General features: G+C 63.5%; 14 protein-coding genes. 8 read left to right on the forward strand and 6 right to left on the reverse strand.

From position 1 onward, the window contains the following. The first annotated feature begins 55 nt into the window (after positions 1-55). The 5 genes from NKJ08_RS24030 (at position 56) to NKJ08_RS24050 (ending at position 5,931) form a co-directional block, all read left to right on the forward strand. Positions 56-1,534, forward strand: a complete 1,479-nt coding sequence (locus tag NKJ08_RS24030) for a YcjX family GTP-binding protein (protein ID WP_352523445.1) — start codon at positions 56-58, stop codon at positions 1,532-1,534. Further along, entirely contained in the window at positions 1,531-2,625 is a 1,095-nt protein-coding gene (locus tag NKJ08_RS24035) for a YcjF family protein (RefSeq protein ID WP_352783624.1), read from the forward strand. The genes NKJ08_RS24030 and NKJ08_RS24035 overlap by 4 nt, the downstream gene beginning before the upstream one ends. Before the next feature lie 87 nt (positions 2,626-2,712). Then, positions 2,713-3,267, forward strand: coding sequence for a hypothetical protein (locus tag NKJ08_RS24040; RefSeq protein ID WP_352523442.1), 555 nt, complete (start codon positions 2,713-2,715; stop codon positions 3,265-3,267). Positions 3,268-3,526: 259 nt separating this feature from the next. Next, entirely contained in the window at positions 3,527-5,362 is a 1,836-nt protein-coding gene (locus tag NKJ08_RS24045) for a monovalent cation:proton antiporter-2 (CPA2) family protein (protein ID WP_352783628.1), read from the forward strand. Between the two features lie 20 nt (positions 5,363-5,382). Beyond that, positions 5,383-5,931, forward strand: a complete 549-nt coding sequence (locus NKJ08_RS24050) for a DUF924 family protein (protein ID WP_352523847.1) — start codon at positions 5,383-5,385, stop codon at positions 5,929-5,931. Positions 5,932-5,955: 24 nt separating this feature from the next. Here NKJ08_RS24050 and folK read toward each other — a convergent pair whose 3' ends face one another. The 3 genes from folK to folP are packed head-to-tail and all read right to left on the reverse strand — an operon-like array spanning position 5,956 to position 7,672. Then, entirely contained in the window at positions 5,956-6,480 is a 525-nt protein-coding gene (gene folK / locus NKJ08_RS24055; protein ID WP_352523438.1) for a 2-amino-4-hydroxy-6-hydroxymethyldihydropteridine diphosphokinase, read from the reverse strand. Then, entirely contained in the window at positions 6,464-6,823 is a 360-nt protein-coding gene (gene folB / locus NKJ08_RS24060) for a dihydroneopterin aldolase (RefSeq protein WP_352523436.1), read from the reverse strand. Before folB ends, folK begins: the two co-directional genes overlap by 17 nt. Before the next feature lie 3 nt (positions 6,824-6,826). Beyond that, positions 6,827-7,672 carry a dihydropteroate synthase gene (folP, locus tag NKJ08_RS24065; RefSeq protein WP_352523435.1) on the reverse strand — a complete coding sequence of 282 codons (846 nt, stop codon included), beginning with the start codon at positions 7,670-7,672 and terminating at the stop codon, positions 6,827-6,829. Between the two features lie 96 nt (positions 7,673-7,768). On the opposite strand from folP, the gene NKJ08_RS24070 reads away from it, so the two are divergent. Both NKJ08_RS24070 and NKJ08_RS24075 read left to right on the forward strand, forming a co-directional pair. Beyond that, the gene (locus tag NKJ08_RS24070; RefSeq protein WP_352523433.1) at positions 7,769-8,386 is read left to right on the forward strand and encodes a DUF922 domain-containing Zn-dependent protease; all 618 of its coding nucleotides are present in this window, start codon (positions 7,769-7,771) and stop codon (positions 8,384-8,386) included. Between the two features lie 226 nt (positions 8,387-8,612). Beyond that, entirely contained in the window at positions 8,613-10,094 is a 1,482-nt protein-coding gene (locus tag NKJ08_RS24075) for an MDR family MFS transporter (RefSeq protein ID WP_352523431.1), read from the forward strand. Between the two features lie 27 nt (positions 10,095-10,121). Here the strand turns inward: NKJ08_RS24075 and NKJ08_RS24080 are convergent, their stop codons facing one another. The 3 genes from NKJ08_RS24080 to NKJ08_RS24090 all read right to left on the reverse strand — a co-directional run bounded on the left by NKJ08_RS24080 (position 10,122) and on the right by NKJ08_RS24090 (position 12,019). Further along, positions 10,122-11,150: an NAD(P)/FAD-dependent oxidoreductase gene (locus NKJ08_RS24080; protein WP_352783632.1), complete on the reverse strand. Its 1,029-nt coding sequence runs from the start codon at positions 11,148-11,150 to the stop codon at positions 10,122-10,124. Between the two features lie 82 nt (positions 11,151-11,232). Then, the gene (locus NKJ08_RS24085) at positions 11,233-11,553 is read right to left on the reverse strand and encodes a 2Fe-2S iron-sulfur cluster-binding protein (RefSeq protein WP_023674833.1); all 321 of its coding nucleotides are present in this window, start codon (positions 11,551-11,553) and stop codon (positions 11,233-11,235) included. Positions 11,554-11,650: 97 nt separating this feature from the next. Then, the gene (locus tag NKJ08_RS24090; protein ID WP_352523846.1) at positions 11,651-12,019 is read right to left on the reverse strand and encodes an Hpt domain-containing protein; all 369 of its coding nucleotides are present in this window, start codon (positions 12,017-12,019) and stop codon (positions 11,651-11,653) included. 284 nt (positions 12,020-12,303) lie between these two features. Between NKJ08_RS24090 and NKJ08_RS24095 the strand changes: the two genes are divergently transcribed. Beyond that, the gene (locus NKJ08_RS24095) at positions 12,304-18,798 is read left to right on the forward strand and encodes an apolipoprotein A-IV repeat region-like domain-containing protein (RefSeq protein WP_352783635.1); all 6,495 of its coding nucleotides are present in this window, start codon (positions 12,304-12,306) and stop codon (positions 18,796-18,798) included. Positions 18,799-18,879: the final 81 nt, after the last annotated feature.

The raw sequence follows: 18,879 nt of genomic DNA on the forward strand, positions 1-18,879 counted from the left end.
AAAGCCGCGCATCAAAGCCTATATCGGAGCCTGACCGGCCCCGCGAGAACAGATTTTGGCATCATCGCTGACGACTTTCACCGACGAGGCGAAGATTGCCTTGGATACGTTGTCAGGCCGCGCTGCCGGGCTTTTCACTCCGTCGCTGCGTCTTGGCGTGACCGGGCTGTCCCGCGCCGGCAAGACGGTGTTCATCTCGGCCCTTGTGCACAATCTGGTCCATGGCGGGCGCTTGCCGCTGTTTGAGGCACAAAAATCGGGGCGCATCGCCCGGGCTTTTCTCGAAGAGCAGCCGGACGACGCCGTACCACGCTTCCAGTACGAGGATCACATCGCGGCTCTTGTCGACGACCGCCTCTGGCCGGATTCGACGCGTGCGATTTCCGAACTGAGGCTCACCATCGAATACGAAGCGGCCTCGGGCTGGAGCCGCATGTTTTCTGCCGGCAAATTGTCGGTCGACATCGTCGACTACCCCGGCGAATGGCTGCTCGACCTGCCGCTGCTCGGCAAGTCCTTCGCCGATTTTTCTCGCGAAGCCTTCGAGATGGCCGCGTTGCCGGTGCGTGTCGATCTTTCGCGGGAATGGCAGGCACTCTCCGCCTCCGTCGATCCGAACGCCGACGCCGACGAGATGGCGGCGCGGCGCCTCGCCGAGTGCTTCGCCGCCTACCTCAAGGCCTGCAAGCTCGACGAGCGGGCGCTTTCGACCTTGCCGCCCGGCCGCTTCCTGATGCCCGGCGATCTTGAAGGCTCGCCGGCGCTGACCTTCGCGCCGCTGCCGAAACTCGGCGCCGGGCGCGCCCGCTCCGGATCGCTGCAGGCGATGATGGAGCGGCGCTATGAGGCTTACAAGACGCATGTCGTCAAACCGTTCTTTCGCGAACACATCACGCGTCTCGACCGGCAGATCGTGCTCATCGACGCCTTACAGGCGTTGAATGCCGGCCCCGGCGCGATGGCCGATCTGGAACGCGCGGTCACCGAAATCCTGTCCTGTTTCCGTCCCGGCCGTGGCAACTTCCTGACCGACCTGTTTTCGAGGCGCATCGACCGCATATTGGTGGCCGCGACCAAGGCCGACCATTTGCACCACGAAAGCCACGACCGGCTGCAGGCGATCGTGCGGCGGCTTGCCGACCGCGCCGTGGCGCGGGCGAATTTCACCGGCGCCGACGTCGACGTCGTCGCCATGGCGGCCATGCGCGCGACGCGGGAAGGCACGGTCAAGCAGGGCCGCGAGACTTTGCCGATCATTATCGGCACGCCATTGCGCGGCGAAAAAATCAATGGCGAAACCTTTGACGGGAACACCGAAACGGCCATATTTCCCGGTGATTTGCCGGAGAAAGTTGATGCGGTGTTCGATGTTTCCGAATCGAAGCACCGGCAGAACAATGACGACCCGGCGATCCGCTTCGTGCGCTTTCGCCCGCCGAAACTCGAACGCACGGCCGAAGGCGTGACGCTGTCGCTGCCGCATATCAGGCTCGACCGCGCGCTGCAGTTCCTGATCGGAGACCATCTCGCATGAGCGCACCCCGCAGACCGGCGGCCTTTCGCATCGAGCCGGAGCCCCTGCCGAAGGAAGATCCGACGTCTCGCCATGCCGCGTCCGAGGCCGCGCCGGCGCGAAAGCCGCGTACCGTGAAGGCGGATCTTGCCGTGGTCATACCGGCGGAGATCGACGTCTTCGACGAGCCTGATATCGTCGCTGCCGAACCGCCGCCGGCGATTGCGCCGCGAAAACGTTCGCTGCTTGGCAGCCTGTTCTTCGGCGCGCTGGGCGTTCTGGTTTCGCTGGCCGTCGGCCTCTGGACCGCCCAGCTGATTCGCGACCTGTTCGAGCGCGCCGAATGGCTGGGCTGGCTGGCCGCCGGAATGGCCGCGATCGCCATCCTGGCGCTTCTGGTCATCCTCGTCCGCGAATTCCTGGCGATTGCCCGCCTCGCCGAGGTCGAAAAGCTGCAGAAGCGGGCACTCGACGCGATTGCCCGCGACGATCCGAAGGCCGCGCGTGCCGTGGTCGACGAGTTGTCGGCCTTTGTCGCGGCCAAGCCCGAAACAGCGGCCGGCAGGCGCTCGCTGGCCGAATTGCGCGGCGAGATCATCGACGGCGGCAATCTGGTGCGCCTGGCCGAGACCGAGATCCTCGGCCCGCTCGACGCCCGCGCGAAGGTGATGATCCTCGATGCGGCGAAGCGTGTGTCGCTGGTAACCGCGGTCAGCCCACGCGCGCTGGTCGACGTCGCCTATGTCGTATTCGAAGCCGGCCGGCTGATTCGCCGCCTGTCGGAGCTCTATGGCGGCCGCCCGGGCACGCTTGGCTTCTTTCGCCTGGCGCGCAGCGTTCTCGCCCATCTGGCGGTCACCGGGTCGATCGCCGTCGGCGACAGTTTCGTCCAGCAGATCGTCGGCCACGGCCTCGCCGCCCGGCTGTCGGCGAAGCTTGGTGAAGGCGTCGTCAACGGCATGATGACCGCGCGCATCGGCATTGCCGCCATGGAAACCGCAAGGCCCCTGCCCTTTAACGCTGTCAGGCGGCCAGGATTGGGCGATTTCCTCTCCGCGCTGACCTCCTTTGCAGCAAAGAAAGAAAAAGAAACATCCGCTTCCGGAACGTGACTATCGCCTTCGGGTGACAAAGCATTAACCAATCTTGTTCATGGTCGGAGGCGTCCAAACCAGTCTCTTTGTTGCCGGGTGTCGTCGATGAAAAGCGTTATTCTGTCCAGCGTGCTGCCCGTGGCGCTCACGCTTGTCGCAATCGTCGGCATCGCCGGAAAGGCTTCGGCGGCGGAACCGGACAAGCAGTTCTTTCGATCGGTCGAAGGCAAATGGGTCGGCCCCGGAGAAATCGTTGCCGGCAAATACAAGGGCACGAAATTCACCTGCAGCTTCATCGGCTCGACGCCTGACGGCAAGGTCGGCATGTCGCTCGACGGCGGCTGCCGGGTCGGCATGTTCACCCAGCAGATGTCGGCAACGATCGAACACAAGGGCCGGCAGGGTTACAAGGGCAGCTTCATGGGCGGGGCCGCTGGCTCCGGCCTCGACATTATCGGTGGCAATGTCGTCGATGCGCACAAGGTGGTTTTCACCATCAATCGCAATCAGTTGCGCGGCGTGATGCAGGCGCTTGTCCCCGACGACAATTCGATGACGGTGACCGTTGCCGTGCGCGTCGACCAGCAACTGGTCCCGGTCATCGGCATGAAGTTGAAGCGGATCGATGCGGTAGAAGTTGGCTCCATCGCTCCGAACTGAGCCTCCGGCATAAAAAAGGCGGCAGCCAAGCGGCGCCGCCCTCTTTGACATGCACCTGGGCGCTCAGCCCTTGATCGCGGCAATCAGCTCGTCATAGGCCTTGCAGGCGTCGGCCGCTACCGTGCCGCCCCGGAGGCCCCACTATCCTGTGCAGTGCGCCTGCAATATCGCTTTCACGATGCGCTGGATTCGCACTGTTCGATCCGCGCCGAAGCCCCTATCTTGGCCGCTTGACTCCCAAGAGAGCGGAACGGCAGGCATGGCGGCAGAGGCATCGAACAGCGATCTGATCCAAGTGGTGGCGCTGCTTGCCGCCGGCGTCGTTGCGGTGCCGATCTTCAGGCGCATGGGACTAGGCTCCATTCTCGGCTATCTGGCGGCCGGTGTCGTGATCGGCCCGTTCGGGCTGCGCATCTTCTCCGAATCGGAAGCCATTCTTCATGTCGCCGAACTCGGTGTCGTCATGTTCCTGTTCATCATCGGGTTGGAGATGCAGCCGTCACGGCTATGGGGCATGCGCCGCGAGATTTTCGGGCTTGGCGCGCTGCAGGTCGGCGTCTGCGCGGTTCTGCTGACCGGCGTCGGGCTGGCCGGAGGCTTTCCGATCGCACAATCCTTCGTTGCCGGCGCCGGTTTCGTGCTCACCTCGACCGCAATCGTCATGCAGTTGCTGGAAGAACGTGGCGAATTGGCCACGCCCAAGGGCCAGCGCATCGTCTCGATCCTGCTTTTGGAAGATCTCGCGATCGTGCCGCTGTTGGCGCTGATCGCCTTCCTTGCGCCGGGCGGCGCCGATATGAGCCTGTCGGATCGGTTGACGGAGGTCGGCATCGGCCTTGCCGCTATCGTCGGTCTGGTGGTTGCCGGGCGCTATCTGCTCAATCCGTTCTTCCGTATCCTGGCGGATGCGCGCGCCCGCGAGGTGATGACCGCAGCCGCCCTTCTGGTCGTGCTCGGATCGGCGCTTGCCATGCAGCTTTCCGGCCTGTCGATGGCGATGGGCGCCTTCCTGGCCGGCGTGCTTTTGTCGGAATCGACCTTCCGTCACCAGCTGGAGGCCGACATCGAACCGTTCCGCGGCATTCTGCTCGGTCTGTTCTTCCTCGCCGTCGGCATGTCACTCGACCTGCATGTGGTCGTCGTCAACTGGCAGCTCATTGCCATCTATGTCGTTGCCTACATGGTGATGAAAGCGATCGGCATTTATCTCGTTGCCCGCATCCTCAAAACCGGCCATCGGGAAGCGCTCGAGCGCGCCGTCTTCATGGCGCAGGGCGGCGAATTCGCCTTCGTCCTCTATTCCGCAGCGGCGGCGGTGGGCATCATCGACGGCCAGGCCAATGCGATGCTGACCGCCATCGTCATCATTTCCATGGTGCTGGCGCCTTTGGCAATCATAGCACTGCGGTATCTGACGCCGCGCGACGAGCAGTCGCTCGAAGGCGTCGATGTCGCCAACGGCCTGACCGGCAGCGTGCTGATCATCGGCTTTGGCCGGTTCGGCCAGATCGCCAGCCAGCCGCTTTTGTTGCGCGGGATCGACGTGTCGATCATCGACAATGAGGTCGAAATGATCCAGGCGGCGGCCGATTTCGGCTTCAAGGTCTATTATGGCGACGGCACGCGGCTGGACATCCTGCGTGCCGCGGGAGCCGGGCGGGCCCGCGCCGTGCTGATCTGCGTCGACAAGCCCGATGCCGCCGTGCGCATCGCGGAGCTGATCAAGGCGGAGTTTCCCTTGCTGACCGTGCTGGCGCGGGCCTTCGACCGCGGCACCGCCTTACAGCTCATTCGTGCCGGCGTCGACTATCAGCTCCGCGAGACTTTCGAATCGGCGCTTGTCTTCGGCGGCTCGACGCTGGAAGCTCTTGGCGTCGACCCCGAAGAGGTCGCCGAGGTCGTCGAGGACGTCCGTCGCCGCGATGCTGCCCGTTTCGAACTGCAGCAGGCCGAAGGCATCCGCGCCGGGCGGCGCTTTCTCAAAGGCAATATCGGCACGCCCATCCCGACGCCGCTCAGCACACCACGGCGCGCGGGCCAGGCGCTCAATGAAGAGACCGCCGGCGTGCTGCAGAAATCCGAGCCGGCCGACTAACCCCTGGAAAGACGCGAATGATGAACGAACTGGACGAGCGCGCTCTCTCCGTCACCAGATTCTGGCGCGACGCCGGGGAGGATGCATGGTTCGAGAAGAGCGACACCTTTGATGCCGACTTCCGCACCCGGTTTCTCGATCTGCACTTCGCCGCCGCCCGGCGCGAATGCGACGGTTGGTCCGAACACGCCGAAGGGTCGCTGGCGCTGATGATCCTGCTCGACCAGTTTCCGCGAAACTGCTTTCGCAGCACCGGCCACATGTACGCCACGGACCCGCTGGCGCGGCATTTCGCCGGGAAGGCGATTGCCGCCGGTCATGACCTGGCGCTCGACGAAGAGCTCCGCGTCTTTCTTTATTTGCCCTATGAGCATTCGGAGGACCTTGCCGACCAGCTCAAATCGATGGAGCTTACCGCCGCCAAAGCCCCGTCCTATCTGAAATATGCGGTAGAGCACCGCGATATCATCCAGCGCTTCGGCCGCTTTCCGCATCGAAACAGGATGCTTGGCCGGGAGACGACACCCGACGAACAGATGTTCCTCGACGGCGGTGGGTTTTCCGGCTGAGTTCGGGCACCGATGGCGGCAGCGTCAGGCCGTCCACCAATCCCGGCCCGACGGCAGCCGTCCAATGCCCGAAGTGTCGACGGCGGCCAGTCGCTCCGACACGCTCTTGCCGTCGACCACAAGCTCCGGCGCAATTTCTGCCAGCGGCGCCAGCACGAAGGCGCGCTCCAGCATGCGCGGATGCGGCACCTCCAGTCCGGTCTCGTGGATGATGCGGTCGCCGAACACGAGAATGTCGATATCGATCAGGCGTGGACCCCAGCGCTCCTCGCGCACCCGCTTCAGTTTTCGCTCGACATCAAGGCAAAGCTCGAGCAAGGCGCGCGGCGCGAGCACGGTCGAGATTTCGGCCGCAGCGTTGAGGAAATCCGGCTGATCGAGCTTGCCCCAGGGCGGCGTGCGGTAGAGCGACGAAACGGCAACGACGCGCGTACTCTCGTCGGCATCCAGAATGCCCAGTGCCGCAGCCATCGACTTCGCCGGATCGCCGAGATTGCCACCAAGGCTGAGATAGACGGTGTTACTGGTATTATTATTCTGGCCAGACAACGGTCACCTCGACATGATCGAGCACACCCGGCACCGGGGCATTCGGCTTGCGCACGGTAATCTCGGCCTTTTTGATCTGCGGAAACCGTGCCGTCAGCGCCCTCGCCACTTCGAGCGCCAGCGCTTCGATCAGAAAGCGCCGCTCGCCGGTAATGATCCTTTCGATCACCGCAAAGGCAATGCCATAATTGACGGTGTCTTCGATGGAATCGTCGACCAGCGCCCGCCCTGGATCCACCGTGAGTGCGGCATCGACATAAAAGCGCTGACCGAGCGTCTCCTCCTCGTCCAGCACGCCGTGCCGGGCGAAGAAGGCGCAGTTCTTCATTCGGATGACATACATGGCTCAGCTTTCCCCGGTCTCACGTGCCAGCATAGCATCGGCAATGGCCAACGCATCCACGTTGATTGCGACATCGTGGACGCGAAACAGATGCGCGCCTTTGAGCCTCAGGATGACGCTGGTGGCCGCGGTTCCGGCACCCCTTGCCGCCGCGTCGCGGTCGGTGACGGTGCCGATAAAGCGCTTTCGCGATGTGCCGGCCATCAGCGGAAAGCCCAGCGCATGAAGCTCGGAAAATCGTGCCATCAGGTCAAAGTTTTCCGCAGCTGTCTCCTTGGCGAAGCCGAAGCCCGGATCGAGCACGATATGGTCGTCGGCAACACCGCTCCGCTGCGCGATTTCCAGCGACTTCCTGAGGAAGAAAAGCTGATCGGCAATCACGTCGGGCAGTTTCTGCCGATCCCGTCCCGTGTGCATGATGACAAGCCCGGCGCCGGTTTCGGCCGCGATGCGGGCAATACCCGGTTCGCGCTGCAGGCCCCAGACGTCGTTGACGATATGCGCGCCGGCTTGGACGGCAAGCCGGGCCGTGTCCTCCCGGTAGGTGTCGACCGAGATCAGCGTTCCGCCAGATTTCGCGAGCGCCTCGATGATCGGCAATATGCGGGCCTGTTCTTCCTCTGCGGAGACCGCAGTCGCGCCGGGACGTGTCGATTCTCCGCCGAGATCAATGACGGAGGCCCCCTCCTCCACCATACGGCGCGCCCGGGCCACCGCTTTTTCCGGGGCATCGAACAGCCCGCCGTCGGAAAAACTGTCGGGCGTGACGTTGAGGATGCCGACGACGACGGCCTTGCCGCCAAGGTCGAGATGGCGCCCATGTGCCAGTTGCCATCGCCCTGTCATCATTGCCCATCAACCATGTTCGATCCCGCGCCACGACCGGGGATCAATTCCGTTGCGCCGGAGACGGCGGTAAAGCAAGGTGGGCAAAGAGGCAACACGATGACACGATCCCTCCTCTGCGCCCTGATGCTCGCTCTGACCGCACTCCCGGCCGGCGCTACGACTCTCGTCAAGACATATAGTTATTTCCCGATCGGCGGCAGGACGCTCGACGACATCGAGACCCAGCTGTCGAAACTCGGGCCTCAGGTGAAAAGCACCGGGTCGCGGCATCCAGGCGCCACCCAGATGGCGTTCACCACCCGCGTCAGTTATGCGGAAAAGCCGGGCTCGTGCTGGATTGCTGACGCCGTCGTCACCGTCAAGGTCAAGGTCATCCTTCCCTCATGGCGCCGCCCGCGCAAGGCCGATGCCGGCGTCAGGCTGTTCTGGGATACGTTATCCGCCGACATCAAGCGCCATGAGGAACGCCACGTCGAGATTGCCAAGAACCATGGCCGCGAACTCGAAGACGCCTTGAAGGCGAGCTACCCGGAAAAGACCTGCGAACTGGCCAAGGCCAAGGCCGCGAAAATCACAGCGGCCATGCTTGCCAAGCACGACCAGGACCAGATGCGCTTCGATCGTGTGGAAAGCGCCAATTTCCAAAGCCGTATCCTGCGGCTTTTGCACTATCGCATCGAGCGCATCGAGAACGGCCGGCTCGCTCCCGGCTGAACTCTGCGTCGTCGGACAAAACCAATTTGGAATAAGCCAATTTTGGCGAAGCATAGTGCCAGCTTCGAAAAACTTTCGAGCCCCTGTCGAAATCGGCCTATAGCGAACGACATATGTCAAGTTCGCAAGGCTCAGTCTCAAGGCACGAGAACACGTCCAATCTGCACACTCGACGCAGTCCAGCCGCCTCGCGGACGTGCACGCAAGCATTAATGGATGAACCGATATGGACCAGACTATCGACAAGCAAGCGATGGTGGAAACCAGCACGCCGCTGACCGAAGCCGAGAAAAACGCCATCATCGGCGGCGTGCTGTTGTCGATGCTGCTGGCGGCGCTCGACCAGACCATCGTCGCGCCGGCGATGCCGACGATGGCACGTCTGCTCGGGCATGCCGAATATCTGCCGTGGATCGTGACCGGCTATCTTCTGACCGCGACCGCCGTGGCGCCGCTCTACGGCAATATCTCCGACATCTATGGCCGCCGGCCGACCGTCTATGCGGCAATCCTGATCTTTCTCGCCGGGTCGCTGGTCAGCGCCATGGCCCCCAACATGCTGGTCCTCGTCGTCGGCCGGGCGATCCAGGGCGCCGGCGGCGGCGGCCTGTTCGCCCTGACGCAGACCGTGATCGGCGATCTCGTGCCGCCGCGCGAGCGGGCCCGCTACGCCGCCTGGATCTCGGGCACCTGGGCCGTCGCCAGCATCGCCGGGCCGCTGCTCGGCGGCACCTTCGCCGAGCATCTGCATTGGTCGCTGATCTTCTGGATCAACATCCCGCTTGGCCTGCTGGCCATGGCGATCATCAACAAGCCGCTCAAGAAGCTGCCGATCGCCGCAAAGCATCACCGCGTCGACGGCCTCGGTGCGGTGCTTCTGATCGCGGCCACCTCCTTGCTGCTGCTTGCCTTGAACTGGGGCGGCAGCGAGTATCCGTGGTTGTCGCCTGACATCCTTGGACTGCTCGCCTGCTCTGCTGCGTTCTGGAGCGCGTTCGCGCTGCGGCTCATGCGCGCGGCCGAACCGCTGATCTCGCTCGAAGTGCTAGGCAATCCGATTGTTCTCGCCGGCACGCTTTCGATGTTCCTGCTGCAGGCCGCCAATGTCGGCTTGTCGGTCTATCTGCCTGTCTACCTGCAGTCGATCGTCGGCCTGTCGGTCAGTGAATCGGGCACCGCGTTGCTTGGGCTGATGCTCGGCACGGTCGCCGGTGCGACGTTCAGCGGGCGAATGATCCCGCGCTTTTTCCATTATAAGCGCATCGCCATGATCGGCACTGTTTTCTCGATCCTGTGCCTCGGTGTACTCAGCCTGGTCGCCGGGCATGCCTCGCTGTTGGTTGTCGAGGTGTTGACGACCTGCATAGGCTTGGGCACAGGCACGACCTTTCCGGTTGCCACCGTATCGGTCCAGAACGCCGTCGATCGCATGCACCTTGGCGTGGCGACCGGCGTGCTCACCTTCCTCCGCTCGCTGGGTAGTGCGCTTGGCGTCGCAATGCTTGGTGCCGTCGCCCTTGGCTACGGGCTGCCGCTGGCCAGCGAAGGCGCGCAGGAGGTCGGCCATATCGGGTCAGTTACGCCCTTTGTGATGATCTTTCTTGCCGCGGCGGCGACCTTGCTGCTGTCGTTCATCACGCTCTGGCTGATGCCGGAGAAAACGCTTCGCGGCCATGCCGAGGCTGTGGCCCCGGCCATGGCGGAGTAGACCCGCCTGACGAAAATACAGCGAGGCTCAGTCGACCACGCCGAGCTTCTTATGCAGACTGGTCGACGAGGTCGTATACTGGAACACGATGCGCTCGCCGGGGCTGATGACGCGCTTGGCTGCCTGCGCCATTAGCGCGACCTCATGGAACCCCGACAGGATCAGCTTCAGCTTGCCGGGATACCAGTTGATGTCGCCGACGGCGAAGATGCCGGGCACGGACGTCTGAAATTTTTCGGTATCGACCGGGATCAGGTTCTCGTGAAGATTGAGGCCCCATTCGGCGATTGGGCCAAGCTTCATCGTCAGGCCGAAGAACGGCAGCATCCGCGTACACGGCACTTCGATATCGCCCTCCGGCCCCTTGATGGTGGCGGAGACTAGCTGGCCGTCGGTGCCGGTCAGGCCAGTCACCTGTCCAACCTGGAATTCCAGCTCCTTCATCTCCTGCATGGCGTACATCTTGTTGACGCTGTCGGGCGCTGCGCGGAATTCGGGGCGCCGGTGCACCAGCGTCACGCTCTTGGCGACCGGCTGCAGGTTCAGCGTCCAGTCGAGCGCCGAATCGCCGCCGCCGACGATGACGAGGTCGTGGCCGCGAAAGTCCTCCATCCGGCGCACCGAGTAGAACACGCCCTTGCCTTCATAGGGCTCGATGCCCGGAATCGGCGGCCGCTTCGGCTGGAAAGAGCCGCCGCCGGCGGCGATCACCACAATTTTGGCTTCGAACACCTCGTTTTCGTCGGTCGTGACGCGGAAGCTGCCGTCCTCCAGCCTTTCCAGACTCGAAACCATGCGGTTATAGGTGAATTCGGGCTTGAACGGCGCGATCTGCTCAAGCAGCTTGTCGACCAGGCCTTGCGCCGAGATCGAGGGCCAGCCCGGAATGTCGTAGATCGGCTTTTCCGGATAGAGTTCGGCGCATTGCCCACCGGGCCGGTCGAGTATGTCGATCAGATGGCACTTCATGTCGAAGAGGCCGAGCTCGAATACGGCAAACAGGCCGACAGGCCCTGCCCCGACAATGAGTACGTCCGTCTTGGTGATAGCGGTCATGGAGCGTGCGCCTTTATGGGAAAACGGCGCGACACTGCATGACCATTGGTCCGCTGCCAAGCGGCAGCGGCAAAAATCGGCTTCAGCCCTGGCGGGCCGGCACGCGCACGACCAGCCCGTCGAGGGCGTCGCGCACCTTGATCTGGCATGACAGCCGCGAGTTCGGCTGGACCTCGTAGGCGAAGTCCAGCATGTCCTCTTCCATAGCTTCCGGCTCGCCGACCTCCGCCGTCCAGGCTTCGTCGACATAGACATGGCAGGTCGCGCAGGCGCAGGCGCCGCCGCATTCCGCTTCTATTCCCGGCACCGCATTGCGGATCGCATTTTCCATGACGGTCGAGCCGTTTTCGGCATCCACGTCAAAATGCGTGCCGTCATGGGCGATGAAGGTCAGCTTGGTCATTTGTCACCTGAAGGGAGTCTGAGCCGACATAATCACTCTGCCGGACAAGTCAACTGCGGCGCGAAAGCGCCGCTGCGTGGCGTTTTGGGAATAAGTCCTATCGGCTGATGGCGGCGACGAAATCGCGCACTTCTTCGATCAGCGAGCCAAGCCGCTTCAGCGTGCTGGCGTCTTCGGGCCGGCATTCGATCGCACTGGCGCAATCGGCAATGGCGAAGGCACCGACCCCGCGCGCCGAGCCTTTGAGCCCGTGCGCCAGTAGCAGCCGCTGGCTGACATCCGCATCGACGATCTTGTCGCGCACCGACAGCGCCTGCTGGACGAACAGCGCCAGCACCTCCTGCTCGAGGCTCCGATCGCCCATCGTCTGGCGCGCAAGATGCGCCAGGTCGATCGGCCGCGCCCCGGCTGTCCCCGACACGTCGCCGCCGGGCATCGAGAAGGCAATGCCGTTTTCGCCACGTATCACTTTGAGACTCCGTTCTTCGGCCGCCGCAAAAACTAGGCGTATCCGGTGGATAACGGGTTAATGATTGGCCCGGAAAAATGTCGCGATAACGGCGCCGAAATCACGGCTTCGTTAACCTTATATTTAAAGTTTTACGTATCGGGCGGAATGCATGTTTTCTTTACCCCGCTGTGTCATTACGATACGACAGGTCCATTTTCAGCCTCCTGCGCGGGACACGCTAGGCAGAATCAATAAGCAGAACATAAGTCCCGCGGCAGCTTGTACAGGGTAGCGAAGGCATGGCGAAGAAACCAACGACGACGAGAACGCTCGACAGCGACGTAGCCAGGGAACTCGAAAAGGCACTTGATATCGATCTGAGCGGCGATGCCGGCGGCGACTTCGACATCGCGGCATCCATGGAAGATCTGGAAGCGCAGATATCGCAAGCCGCCGACGAACTGGCGCGCGAAGGTCGCAGCCAGAACGAGGCGCCTGCCCCCGACCAGAGCCAGAACGCGGCACCTGCCGCCAATCAAAGCCAGAACGCAAATCCCGCGCCAAAAGCCAAGCCGGCTGAGTTGCGCCCCGTTGCGACGCGCAATGGCTCGCAGCCGGCCGCTTTCTCGCCGGCCAATGACGATCGCCAAAAAGACTATAAGACGCTTCTGCACACCCTCAATCTGCGCGCCTCGAACACGATCTATTGGGTCGTGGCTTTTGTTTCGCTGGCCTGGATCGCCGGCGCCGGTGGGCTCGCGAACCTGTTGTTCGGACCTGGCATCTGGAACATCCGCACCGTCGATCAGTTTTTCGCCCGTCCTGAGCTGATCGGCCTGGCGGTCGCGGCAATCGTGCCCGTCATCCTGTTCTGGGCATTCGCAGTGATGATTCGCCGCGCTCAGGAGATGCGCCTTGCCGCGCAGTCGATGACCGAGGTGGCCTTCCGTCTGGCCGAGCCGGAAAATCTTGCCCAGGACCGCGTCATGATGATCGGCCAAGCGGTTCGCCGCGAGGTGGCGGCCATGGGCGAAGGCATCGAACGCACGCTTGCGCGTGCAGTCGAACTCGAAACGCTGGTTCACAGCGAGGTGAACCAGATCGAGCGCTCCTATTCGGAGAACGAGTCCCGCATCCGCTCGCTTGTCGACGGGCTGGGCAGCGAGCGCGAAGCGGTCGTCACCCATGCCGAGCGCGTGCGCGCCTCGATCACCGGCGCCCACGAGACGCTGAAGGACGAGATCAACGCCGCCAGCGATATCATTCGCGACAGCATTCTCAACGCCTCGACCAAGCTGTCGATGACGATCAACGAATCCGGCGACACGCTGATCGACAGGATCAACGGAAGCTCGATGTCGATCTTCGATTCGGTGGAAGGCCGGCTGGAATCGATCACCGACCGGCTGTCGACGTCGGGCGAGGCCTTTGCCAGCCTGCTCGACACCCGCATCGCCAAGCTGACGGACACCACCGATGGCCTGACGCGGTCGCTGATCGACCTGCTCGACGACCGCACGACCGGCATGGTGTCGCTGCTCGGCGGTGCCGCCCGCACACTCAATTCCGAATTCGAAGCCAGCCTCAACGGCATCGAGCGGACGCTTGCCGAACGTGGCCAGACGCTGATCAGCGAGTTCCAGACCCGCGCCGAGGCGCTCGACACCGGTACGCAGAAGCTCAACGCCGCGCTGGAGGCTCGCGCACGCCAGATCAACGAGACGCTGGTCGAGCGCGCGCGCGAAATCGCCCACACCTTCCAGGAAAGCAAGGAGACGCTGTCGGCGATGATCGATCAGGGCAAGACCCAGATCGGCGCCGACATGGCCGACATCGTTTCGTCGACCTCGACCATGCTTGAAGCCCGCGCCGGCGATTTCGCCGGGCGCATGGAAGCGGCGCGCCATGTCGTATCGCGTTCCTTCGATACGGACATCCAGCGGCTTGCCGATGCTCGCGCCGGCATCGAGGAAGCCGTCGAAAACCACAGCCGCAAGCTTTCCGAAAGCCGCGACCGGATGGCGGCGGCAATGCAGGCCGATCTGGCGAAGTTCGCCGAGGGCCGCGCCGAAATCGACGCAGCGGTGACCAACCAGGTGCAGAAGCTTGCCGAAGGCCGCGGCCAGATCTCGCGCGCTCTTGAAGAGGATCTGCGCAAGGTCAACGAATCGCGCGCGGCGATCGACGCTTCGCTGGGCAGCCATCTAGAAAGGCTTGAAGAGGGCCGCAACAGGCTTGCCCAGGCATTGAACGAAGACTCTGGAAAACTCGTGCAAGCCCGCACGATAATTGATGAAATGGTTGCCGGACACGTCGGCAAGCTCGCCGAAGGCCGCAGCATTCTTTCGCGCGCGCTCGAGGCCGACCTCGGCAAGCTGGCAGACAGTCGCGCCAGCATCGACGGCCTTGTCGCCGGTCAGGTCGAAAAGATCGGCGAGGGTCGCGCCATACTCGCCAGTGCGCTGGAAGCCGACATCGCCGGCATTAATAGCCTCATCGAGACCCACTCCGCGAAATTGGCGCAAGACCGCAGCGGGCTTTCCCAGTCGCTCGAGAACGACCTGTCCGACATCAGAGGTCTGATCGCCCATCATTCGGGCAGGCTCGCCGATGATCGCAGCCTGCTTTCGAAGACACTTGAAGACGATCTTGCCAAGCTGGCAGAGAGCCGGTCGAGCATCGACGGGCTGGTTGCCGGCCAGGTCGAGAAGCTGGCCGAAGGCCGCGACATTCTCAAGCGCGCGCTGGAATCGGACCTGAACGCGATCAAGGGCGTCATCGCCAGCCAATCCGAAAAGCTGGCAGAAGACCGTGGCCAGTTGTCCCGGGCACTGGAGGGCGACCTGCAGGCCGTGCGGGACGTTGTCTCCGATCACATGAACAAGCTCGCCGAAGACCGTTCGACTCTGTCGAAGGCGCTCGAAGACGATCTCGCCAAGTTGGCCGAAAGCCGCTCGAGCATCGATGTGATGGTTTCCGGCCAGGTCGAAAAGCTGGCAGAGGGCCGCGACATCCTCAAGCGCGCGCTGGAAGCCGATCTAAGCACCGTCAAGGGCGTCATCGCCAGTCAATCCGAAAAGCTGGCGGAGGATCGCGGTCAGTTGTCGCGGGCACTGGAGACCGATCTCGAGACTGTGCGGGGCGTCGTCTCCGATCATATGAACAAGCTCGCCGAGGACCGTTCGGCCCTGTCGAAGGCGCTCGAGGACGATCTCGCCAGGCTGGCAGAGAGCCGGTCGAGCATCGACGGGCTGGTCGCCGGCCAGGTGGACAAGCTGGCTGAGGGCCGCGATATCCTCAAGCGCGCGCTGGAAGACGATCTGGCCAAGCTGGCCGAAAGCCGCTCGAGCATCGACGGGCTGGCCGCCGGCCAGGTGGAGAAACTGGCTGAGGGCCGCGACATCCTCAAGCGCGCGCTGGAAGACGATCTCGCCAAGCTGGCCGAAAGCCGCTCGAGCATCGACGGGCTGGTTGCCGGCCAGGTCGAAAAGCTGGCCGAAGGCCGCGACATCCTCAGGCGCGCCTTGGAGGCCGATCTCAGCACGATCAGGGGTGCCATCGCCGATCAGTCGCAGCTATTGACCGACAATCGCGCACAGTTTTCGCGTGCGCTGGAAGCCGATCTCGGCAACGTCAACAGCCTTGTCGCAACCCACGCCGAGAAGCTCGTCCAGGACCGCTCGACCCTGTCGAAGGCGCTCGAGGACGATCTCGCCAAGCTGGCCGAAAGCCGCTCGAGCATCGATGGGCTGGTTGCCGGCCAGGTCGAGAAACTGGCCGAAGGCCGCGACATCCTCAGGCGCGCGTTGGAAGCCGACCTGGAGAGGCTTGCATTAAGCCGCAGCGAGGTCGACGAGATCGTCGCTGGTCATGTCGGCAAGCTGACCGAGGGCCGCGACATGCTGACCCGCGCATTGCAGGACGATCTCTCCAGGCTCGCCGATACGCGCAAGGATGTCGACCGTTCGCTGTCCGGCCATATCGACCAGATCGCCGCCAGGAGCACCGACATCTCCGATGCAATTGCTGCCGACGTGGAAAAGATCGAGCAGGCGTTCAGCCGGCAGACAGGCATCATCGAGGAGCGCGCCAGCACCATGGAGCGGGCGCTGTCGACGGGTGTCGACAACGTTCGCAGTGTGCTCGAAAGAAGTGCCGTCTTCGTCGCCGGAGCGCTGCGCGAGAAGGTCATGGAAGTCACCAGCGCGCTGCATGAGCAGGCTGGCGCAGCATTCAGCGATGCCGACCGCAAGATCGCCGAGCGCGCCGAGCAGACCTCGACCGCCCTGCTCGCCAGGGCGGAGGACATCGCGCGCACCTTCGAGGAGGCGGATCGCCGCCTCGCCGCACGCGCCGAGGATACGTCGAGCGCGCTGATTGCCCGCGCCGACGACACGTCGAACACCTTGCTGGCGCGTGCTCAGGAGACGGCCGATCAGCTGGCAGCCAGAGCAAGTGAGATTGCCGGTACCTTCGACGCGGCGGATCACAGGCTGGTCTCTCGCGCCATCGAAACGGCCCAGTCGCTGGCTGCACGTGCCGGCGACATCCTGCGCAATTTCGAAACAGCCGATGAGCGGCTGGGTGTGCGCATCGGCGAATCCGCCGAAGCTCTCGCGGCACGTGCGTCGGATCTCGGCCGCATTTTCGATGCCGCCGACCAGCAACTTATCTCGCGCATTGCCGAAGGCTCCGAAGCACTTTCGGCCCGTGCGTCCGAGATCGGCCGCATCTTCGAGGAGGCGGATCATCGCCTGGTGTCCCGTATCGCCGACAGCAGCACCGCCATCGGCGAACATGCCGACAACATTGTCGGCGCCTTCACCAGCACCGAGCAGCGGGTTGCCGAACGCGCCAGGCAGACTGGCCAGGAACTCGCCGTCCATGCCCGTGAAATCGAGCAGGTGCTTGCCGGCGCCGACGAACGCTTGGCATCGAGTGCTGCTGCCACAGCGGCCCGCGTCGAGGAGCAGGTCGTGAGCGTCGAGAACCGCTTCGCCTACACCGCCGAGACAATGGGCCAAAAGCTCACCGAACAGGTCTCGAACGCCGAGGCGCAGCTGATCTCGCGTGCCAACACGATCGCCGAAACCTTCACCGCGGTCGGCCAGCATATCGGCCAGAGCACCAATGACGCCGCAAAGACCATCGGTGCCAATACTCGCGAGCTCAATACGATGCTTGCGGCACGTTCGGCCGAAATATCGAAAATCCTGGACGAGACGGCACGACCTCTGGTCGAGCGCTTCGCCCAAGGCGGCTCCGAGCTGCAAAAGAGCATGGAAGAGGTCACCGAACGTGCGACCGAGAAGCTGCGCACTCAAAACGCCGCCCTCGTCGACGCCCTCGCCAGCCGCACGGCCGAAACCCTGTCGGCCGTCGAAGGCGCGCGCTCGACGCTTGCTGACAGCGTTGCCGACCTCATCGGCCGCATGACCACCTCCAGCTCGCAGCTCGGTCAATTGATCGAGCAGGCAGCGACCAATCTCGGCCAGGTCGACGAACGCCTGACCGGCAGCACACAAAGCTTCGCGGCGACCACGGAAAAGACCGCGCAGACCTTCGCCAGCTCGGCGCGCCTGGTCGATTCGAATACGACGCGGCTCACCGAGCTGTCGTCCTCGACCTTGCGCGAGGTTGCCTCTATCGCCACCAAGTTCGACGAGCACAGCCGGTTGCTGTCCAGTGCCTCGGACCTGTTGAGCTCGGCCCAGAGCAACCTCGAGCACACGCTCGAAAGGCAATCGTCGCTGGAAGACCTCGCTGTCGGCCTTGTCAAGAAATCGGAAGATCTCGAAAGGGTCATGCGCTCGTTCGAGAATCTGGTCGGCCAGACGCTGCAGAACGCCGAAGGCAAGACGCTGGAATCCGCCGACAAGATCCGCACCGCGATTTCCGAAGTGGTCGATTCGGCCACCAAGCGCTTTGCCGATGCGACCGAGGAGATGCGGCGCACCGCCGGTTCAATCAAGAGCGAGCTCGACCTCACCCGCGCCGAGCTCAAGAAAGGCGTCATCGAAATGCCGGAAGAGGCAAAGGAATCAACCACGGCTATCCGCCGTGCCGTTTCCGAGCAGATCAACGCGCTGAAGGAACTTTCTGAAATCGTTGCGAAATCTGGCCGCAGCGCCGACAGTTCGGAGCAGCGCAACCTCCGTCCGGCGCCGCAAGCGCCTGCCGCGCGCGCCGCCGAACCGCCACGCCGCCCAGCTCCGGCTCCGGAACAGCGCCGTGCACCGCAGGCGCCTTCGGGCGAGACGGCGCTGCGCGGCACGCTCGACCTCGAACGTTCTGCAGACACAGCGCCGCGCCAGCGCGAACCAAACGGCCGCACGCCGCAGGGCGGCTGGGTGCGCGACCTCCTGACCGGTGCATCGCGCGAAGACGACGCCAAGCCGGCAGCGCCTGCCGAAGCGCCGCGTCCGGCTCCCGCTCCGCGTTCGCCGCTTCACGTCGTGGAGTCGCTGAACTCGCTTTCCGTCGATATCGCCCGCGCCATCGATCACGATGCCTCGATCGAGCTGTGGAACCGCTACCGGCGCGGCGAGCGTGACGTCTTCACGAGGCGTCTATACACACTGAAGGGCCAGCAGACGTTCGACGAGATCCGCCGCAAATATCAGTCGGAGGCGGAGTTCCGCGCCGCCGTCGACCGTTACTGCGATGATTTCGAAAAGCTGCTCAAGGACGTGTCGCGCAACGACCGCGACAACATCATGGCGCAGACCTACCTGACGTCGGATACCGGCAAGGTCTATACCATGCTGGCCCACGCCAGCGGCCGCCTGCACTAAGCGGGCGATAGAGGCCAAACGAAAAAGGCGGGAAACTCCCGCCTTTTTCATTTACGCCGATTGAGTCTGAACAGATCGGCG

The sequence above is a fragment of the Mesorhizobium sp. M0244 genome, from assembly GCF_040321795.1.
Taxonomy (GTDB): Bacteria; Pseudomonadota; Alphaproteobacteria; order Rhizobiales; family Rhizobiaceae; genus Mesorhizobium.